Genomic DNA, 4,075 nt, shown 5'->3' with positions numbered 1-4,075 from the left:
ACCCTCTCCCCGCGAGCGGGGAGAGGGTGAGGGGCGTGCGCCGACGTCGGCGGTCGCAAACCCCAATGCCAGCAATCTTGCCACCACGCTACCAAGGCTCTGTCATTTGTCAATCATGTTGACAATTGCTTGTTAGCTGCTAGCGTCACGATGGGAGGAGAGCATGGGCGACGAGGTCGTTTTCCGCATTTCTGGCTTGACGAAGGCGTTCGGACCCAATGCCGTTCTGCGCGGGGTGGGGTTGGGCCTGCATGCCGGGGAGGTCACGGTGCTGATGGGCGCCAACGGCGCCGGCAAGTCGACGCTGGTCAAGATCATGAGCGGCGTCCACCAGGCCGACCGCGGCGTGATGATGCTCGGCGACCGGCCCTTTTCGCCGACGACGCCGGCCGAGGCGATGCGTGCCGGCGTGGTGACGGTGCACCAGAACATCAATGACGGCGTGGTCGGCACTCTCGACGTCGCCACCAATCTGGTGCTCGACCGGCTGAGCGGGGCGGGGCGGGGGCTGTTCTTCAATCCGCGCCGCATCCGGCGCGAGGCGCGCGAGGTGGCCGAGCGCATGGGCCTCGGCATCGAACTCGGCGCCGAGGTCACCGATCTGTCGCTGGCCGACCGTCAGATGGTGGCCATCGCCCGCGCCATGGCCCATGAGCCGCAGGTGATGATTCTCGACGAGCCGACCTCCTCGCTGTCGAGCAACGAGGCGGAGCGGCTGTTCGCGCTGATCGACCGCCTGCGCGCCCGCGGCGTCGCCATCCTCTACATCTCGCACCGCATGTCCGACATCCGCCGCCTGGCCGACCGCATCGTCAGCCTGCGCGATGGGGCCATCGCCGGCCGGTTCGAGGAGAAGCCGCTCGATTACGAGGGGGCGGTCAACGCCATGCTCGGGCAGAATCTCGGCCGCCACAGCATTGACGCGCGCGACGCTCACCGGCCGGTCCTGTCGGTCAGCGATCTCTGCATCGCGCCCGGCGCCAGCCCGTTCTCCATGGAACTCGGCGCGGGCGAGGTGGTCGCCGTGACCGGCCTCGTCGGGGTCGGCAAGACGCGGCTCGCCGAAACCCTGTTCGGCATCCATCCGCCGCTGGCCGGCGCGATGCGGCTGGACGGACGCCCCTACGCGCCGAAGACCCCGACCGACGCCATCGGCGAGGGGGTCTTCCTGGTGGCCAAGGACCGTGCCTCTACCGGCATCGTGCCGGACTTCAACATATACGAGAACATGAGCCTGCCGTTCCTGCCGCGCTTCTCGCGGCTGAGCGTCGCCAACCGGCGCGGCGAGCGGCAGACGGCGCGCGCCCAGATCTCCGACCTCAAGATCGTCTGCCGCTCCGAGCGCGACGACCTGGCGACGCTGTCGGGCGGCAACCAGCAGAAGGTGACGGTGGCGCGCTGGCTGACGCAGCCCTCGCGCCTCCTGATCCTCGACGAGCCCTTCCAAGGGGTCGACATCGCCGCCCGTCACGACATCGCCGCCAAGCTGCGCGACAGTGCGCGGGAGCGGGCGACGCTGTTGTTCCTGACCGAGCTCGACGAGGCGCTGGAAACAGCCGACCGCATCCTAGTCATGTCGGAAAACAGCATCGTCGGCGAGCACCGCAACGCCGAAGTGGACATGGACAGGCTGCTGGCCGAGGTCGCCGGACGACAGCACCAACCCGCGGGGAGCGTTTAGAGAATGGACAGCCGGATGGCGGAAAAACCCTCGGTCGAAACTCCTCAGCCGGCAGCGGGGCCGGCGCTGCGCGAACTGGCGATCCGCTACGGCTTCCTCACGCTGCTCGTCGGGCTGATTGTCTTCTTCTCGCTGGCGACGCGCGGCTTCACCTCGCCGCAGGCGGCCGTCTTTATCCTGCAGTCCGTGTCGATCACCGGCATCCTGGCGCTCGGCGTCACCGCGACGCTCGTGGTCGGCGGCTTCGACCTTTCCATCGGCTCGATCGCCACCAGTTCGATGATGGCCGCCGCCTATGTGATGGTCGTGCTGGAGCAGAACGCGCTGGTCGCGGTTCTCGTCTGTCTTGCCATCGGAGCGCTGGTCGGCCTGATCAACGGCCTGATCATCTGCTACATGCGCGTGCCCGACCTTCTGGCCACGCTCGGCATGATGTTCCTGTTGATCGGCCTGCAGCGCATCCCGACCGAAGGTCGCTCCATCGCCACCGGCATGACCCTGCCGGACGGCTCGACCGCCGAGGGCACGTTCAGCCGGTCGTTCCTGGCGCTCGGACGACACCGCTTCGACCTGTTCATAGACAATCTCGTGCCGGCTTCGGTGGTGGTGCTCATCGTGCTCGCCATCCTCATCTGGTTCTTCCTGGAATACACGCGCTTCGGCCGCATGATGTATGCGGTCGGCTCCAACGAGCGGGCGGCGGAGTTCGCCGGCGCACCGGTCAAGGCCTACCGCATCTGGGCCTATGTGATCTCCGGCGTCTTCGCGTCGATCGGCGGCATTCTGCTGGCAGCGCGCCTCGGCCGCGGTGACATCGCCTCGGGCAACAACCTTCTGCTCGATGCGGTGGCGGCCGCCCTGATCGGCTTCGCCGTGCTCGGCGCCGCCAAGCCCAACGCCTTCGGTACGGCTATCGGCGCGTTGTTCGTGGGCGTTCTGCTGCAGGGGCTAACCATGATGAACGTGCCCTATTACACGCAGGATTTCGTCAAGGGCGCGGTGCTCGTCGTCGCCCTGATCTTCACCTTCGCGCTTCTCGGGAGGAAGGCGCGCTAGAGCATTTTGCAGTCAGGTGGAATCACCTGACGACCGCATAAATGCGGAAAAACAAAGGGATAGAACGGGGCAACGTTTCCGTGAAACGATGAACCGGTCCAGCGCCCGGCCGAGGCCGCACCACATCGACTGAAACAAACGAAACGGAGTGGAGGAAAGCATGGAGATTTCACGCAGAATGCTGGGCAGGATGGCGGCGGCACTGGCCGGCGCGACGATGCTCTGGCCGGCCGCGACGATGGCGCAGGACAAGCCGGCGCCCTTCGACAATCCGGGTGAGGTGGAGATCGCGCTGGTGCGCTACCTGTCGACCGGCGACTTCTTTCAGGCCTATCTGTCGGGTGTCGAGGCGCAGGCCAAGGCGCTCGGCGTCAACCTGCGCGTGCTCGACAGCCGCCAGGATGCCGCCCTGCAGGCCGACATGGTCGACCAGGCGATCGCCCTCGGCGTCGACGGCATCATCATCCAGCACGGCCTGACCGAATCGATGAAGGAAGCGGCCCAGCGTGCCGTCGATGCCAGCATCAAGGTGGTCGCCTTCGACGTCAATGTCGAGAACGAGGCCATCCCGCAGATCGAGCAGTCCGACCGCGATCTCGCCCGCCTGGCGCTGGAGCAGGCGATCGCCGACAATGGCGAGAGCTGGAAGGCCGGCTACGTCTATGTCGCCGGCATCGCGCCGCTCGACCGCCGCGACGAGACCTGGCGCATCTTCAAGGAGAAGTATTCGGGCATCGAGGAAGTGGCGATGTTCGGCACGCTCGACAACCCGATCGCAAATTCGGTCGCCAACCAGGCGCGCTCGGTCGTCACCGCAAATCCCGACATCCAGGTCATGTTCGCGCCCTATGACGAATTCGCCAAGGGCGTGAAGATCGCCGTCGACGAGGCGGGCCTGTCGGACAGCATCAAGATCTACTCGGCCGACGTGTCGACCGCCGACATTGCGGCTATGCGCGAGCCGGGCAGCGCCTGGGCCGCCACCGCCGCCACCAACCCGGCGGTGGTGGGCGAGGTCTCGGTGCGCGCGCTCGCCATGCTTCTCGCCGGCGAAGATCCGGGCAAGAGCGTCATCGTTCCGCCGACACTGATCACCCAGAAGGCGCTCAACGACGGCGACATCAAGAACATGGAGGAACTGGCGCAGAAGCTGCCGCAATTCGCCCATGCGGACGTGGCGGTGCCTGCCTGGATGCCTCTGCCGCCGCGTGACTGAGACGCGAGGGGTTTAAAATGGAAAGGGCGGCTCTCGGGCCGCCCTTTGCGCTTCTGCTCATTGTCGGGCCGCGCCCGCCCCTCATCCGCCTGCGGCACCTTCTCCCCGTAAACGGGGAGAAG

Annotated in this window: 3 protein-coding genes; all 3 read left to right on the top strand. The window is 66.6% G+C overall.

Annotated features, from left to right (window positions below; genetic code table 11):
* Positions 1-163: 163 nt before the first annotated feature.
* Entirely contained in the window at positions 164-1,681 is a 1,518-nt protein-coding gene (locus NUU27_RS25085) for a sugar ABC transporter ATP-binding protein (RefSeq protein ID WP_257765017.1), read from the top strand.
* A 15-nt stretch (positions 1,682-1,696) separates the two neighbouring features.
* Positions 1,697-2,737 carry an ABC transporter permease gene (locus NUU27_RS25080; protein WP_257765016.1) on the top strand — a complete coding sequence of 347 codons (1,041 nt, stop codon included), beginning with the start codon at positions 1,697-1,699 and terminating at the stop codon, positions 2,735-2,737.
* Positions 2,738-2,897: 160 nt separating this feature from the next.
* Complete coding sequence (locus tag NUU27_RS25075; protein ID WP_257765015.1) at positions 2,898-3,953, top strand: substrate-binding domain-containing protein; 1,056 nt, start codon at positions 2,898-2,900, stop codon at positions 3,951-3,953.
* Positions 3,954-4,075: the final 122 nt, after the last annotated feature.

It is taken from the genome of Nitratireductor sp. ZSWI3, assembly GCF_024655565.1.
GTDB lineage: Bacteria > Pseudomonadota > Alphaproteobacteria > Rhizobiales > Rhizobiaceae > Nitratireductor.
The sequence above is the reverse complement of the archived record's forward strand: the minus strand, read 5'-3'. Positions and strand labels throughout refer to the sequence as shown.